Source organism: Rhizobium sp. NPDC090279 (assembly GCF_044769665.1).
In the GTDB taxonomy this organism is placed as follows: domain Bacteria; phylum Pseudomonadota; class Alphaproteobacteria; order Rhizobiales; family Rhizobiaceae; genus Rhizobium.
In genome coordinates this window covers 1-2621 of record NZ_JBIVYI010000042.1, presented here as the reverse complement: position 1 = coordinate 2621, position 2621 = coordinate 1, and the positions used below count along the sequence as shown (strand labels likewise).

The 2621-nt window shown below is 60.9% G+C and carries 2 protein-coding genes; both read left to right on the top strand.

Going from position 1 to position 2621, the window contains the following annotated elements; translation table 11 throughout:
* The first annotated feature begins 177 nt into the window (after positions 1 to 177).
* Complete coding sequence (gene istA, locus ACIQWP_RS31845) at positions 178 to 1728, top strand: IS21 family transposase (protein WP_402796472.1); 1551 nt, start codon at positions 178 to 180, stop codon at positions 1726 to 1728.
* A gap of 10 nt (positions 1729 to 1738) precedes the next feature.
* Positions 1739 to 2515 (top strand): IS21-like element ISRsp2 family helper ATPase IstB, encoded by a 777-nt coding sequence (gene istB / locus ACIQWP_RS31840; protein ID WP_402796469.1) that lies wholly within the window; start codon positions 1739 to 1741, stop codon positions 2513 to 2515.
* The last annotated feature ends 106 nt before the right edge of the window (positions 2516 to 2621 follow it).

Sequence of the window (2621 nt, the reverse complement as noted above, 5' to 3'; positions counted from 1 at the left end):
TGCGGGTTTCGGTAAAGTCCGGACAAGATTTCCGGTAATCTCCGGCCACAGTTTTCAGTAATTCCCGGACAGCGATTCCGCTAAATCCCGGACAGTTTCCGGCGGCGGTTTGACGGTTGGTTCGCGGCTGCGCCGTCTTGGTTGCTAGGCCTCTCACGACAATGTTGAGAGGGGCCGATGCCGAGACGGAAGCAAGCAAGACGAACGACAGTGAGGGATATCCGAACTATTCTGCGCCTGACCCACGAAGAGGGTCTTTCGGTGCGCGAGATTGCCGAGCGGCTGAAGATCGGCAAGAGCTCGGTATCGACCTATTTGCTACGTGCTCGGGAAGCCGGGCTCTCATGGCCCTTGCCAATCGGCCCGAACGAGGATGCAAAACTGGAGCGGCGGCTGTTCGGCCGAGCCGGTCGACCGCCGCGCGATCTCGGCGAGCCGGACTGGGCGCTTGTGGCTCGGGAGCTGAAGCGCAAAGGCGTGACGCTGACGCTTCTATGGCAGGAATACCGCGCCAGTCATCCCGATGGTTACGGCTTCACGTGGTACTGCGAGAAGGTTGCCGCCTTTCGGCAGCGCGCGAGTGTAGCGTTCCGCAATCGGCACGCGGCGGGCGCTGTGATGCAAACCGACTATGCCGGGCCGACGGTGCCGGTGATCGATCCGGCGACCGGCGTCATCCACTCGGCCCAGATTTTTGTCGCGGTGCTGGGCGCCTCCAACCTGACCTTCGCCCATGCCAGCTTTAGCCAGCAGTTACCGGATTGGATTGACGGCCAGGTGCGAGCTCTGACCTTCTATGGCGGGGTCACCAAGGCAATCGTGTGCGACAACCTCAAAGCGGGGGTGGCCAAGGCCCTTTGGTTCGAGCCGACGTTGACTGCGACGTTCGCTGCCATGGCGGAGCATTACGACACCACGATCCTGCCAACACGCAGCAGGAAACCACGCGACAAAGGCCGGGTCGAAGGCGCGGTATTGATCGTGGAACGCTGGATCCTCGCCCGGCTCCGGAACCGTACCTTCTTCTCGCTTGCCGTCCTCAACACGGCGATTGCCGAATTGCTCGAAGACCTGAACAACCGGCCGATGCGCCATGTCGGTAAAAGCCGCCGCGAGCTGTTCGAGGAGATCGAACGGGCAGCCTTGAAGCCCTTGCCGGTGATGCCGTTCGAATATGCGGAATGGAAGTTGGCGAAGGTTCATCCGGATTATCATGTCGAGGTCGACAAGACATTCTACTCGGTGCCGCATCGGTTGATCGGATGCACCCTCCAGGTACGGCTCACCCACCGGGTGGTCGAGATCTTCCATGATCACCAGCGTGTCGCCAGCCATGTTCGTCGCTCCCAGCGTTCCGGCCACGTCACCGTCAACGACCATATGCCCAAAGCGCATCAGCGCTATGCCAATACCACGCCGGCCAATCTGATCGGCCGTGCAACCCAGATCGGCCCCAATGCCGCCATCCTGGTCGAACGCATGATGCGCGACAGGCCACATCCGGAACAGGGATACCGCTCGGCCATGGGTATTCTGTCGCTGGCGCCGCGCTATGGATCGCAGCGCCTCGATGTAGCCTGTGAGCGGGCGCTCACCATCAATGCCATCACCTATTCCTCCGTCGCCTCCATCCTCAAATCCGGCCTCGACCGGGAAAGACCGCAGGCTGAACACGCGGCCCCCACGCCTGCGCATACCAATATCCGTGGCCGATCCTACTACCAGTGAAGGAAGCAAGATGCTGACAAACCCCACCCTCGACCAGATGCAGGCCCTCGGGCTCACCGGCATGGCCACCGCCTGGCGCGAATTGACCGAGCAGTCCGGCACCAATGAGCTCAGCCGCGATGAGTGGCTCGGCTTGATGCTCGACCGCGAAGTCACCCTGCGCACTGACAAGCGCATCCGCAACCGGCTCGCCTCCGCCAAGCTACGCTTTGCCCAGGCCTGCATCGAAGATATCGACTTCGCCGCCGCTCGCGGTCTCGACCGGCGCAACACCATGGCGCTGGCCCAGGGGCAATGGCTCACCGCCCATGAGGGACTGATCATCACCGGTCACACCGGCACCGGCAAGTCATGGCTGGCCTGTGCCTTCGGTAGGCAAGCGGCCAGGCTCGGTCACTCCGTGCTCTATGTGCGCGTGCCGCGCCTATTCGAGGATCTCGCGCTTGCCCGCCTCGATGGCTCTTTCCCTCGTCTCATCGACAAGCTCACCCGCGTCCAGCTCCTGATCCTCGACGACTTTGGAACCCATACGCTTTCCGATCAGCAGCGCTTCCATCTCTTCGAAATTGTCGAGGAACGATATCAGAGAAAATCCACCCTGATCACAGCCCAGGTCCCCGTGGCAAGCTGGCACGACCTGATTGCCGACAGCACGGTCGCCGATGCCATACTCGACCGCATCGTGCATAATGCCCATCGTATCACTCTGCGAGGCGAGAGCATGAGAAAGCAAAAAAGCACACTCCTCTTGACGGGTGCAGAAAACGACGAAATCAATCAGCCATAATAGAAACCAGGCTGCCGAGGACCAACCTCGTCAATCTGTCCGGACTTTAGTGAAACTGCTGTCCGGGAATTGGCGGAAATCCTGTCCAACTTTTGCGAAGCGCGCA

Coding starts and splice junctions, on each gene's coding strand:
- istA (WP_402796472.1), top strand. CDS start 178: ATGCCGAGACGGAAGCAAGCAAGACGAACGACAGTGAGGGATATCCGA.
- istB (WP_402796469.1), top strand. CDS start 1,739: ATGCTGACAAACCCCACCCTCGACCAGATGCAGGCCCTCGGGCTCACC.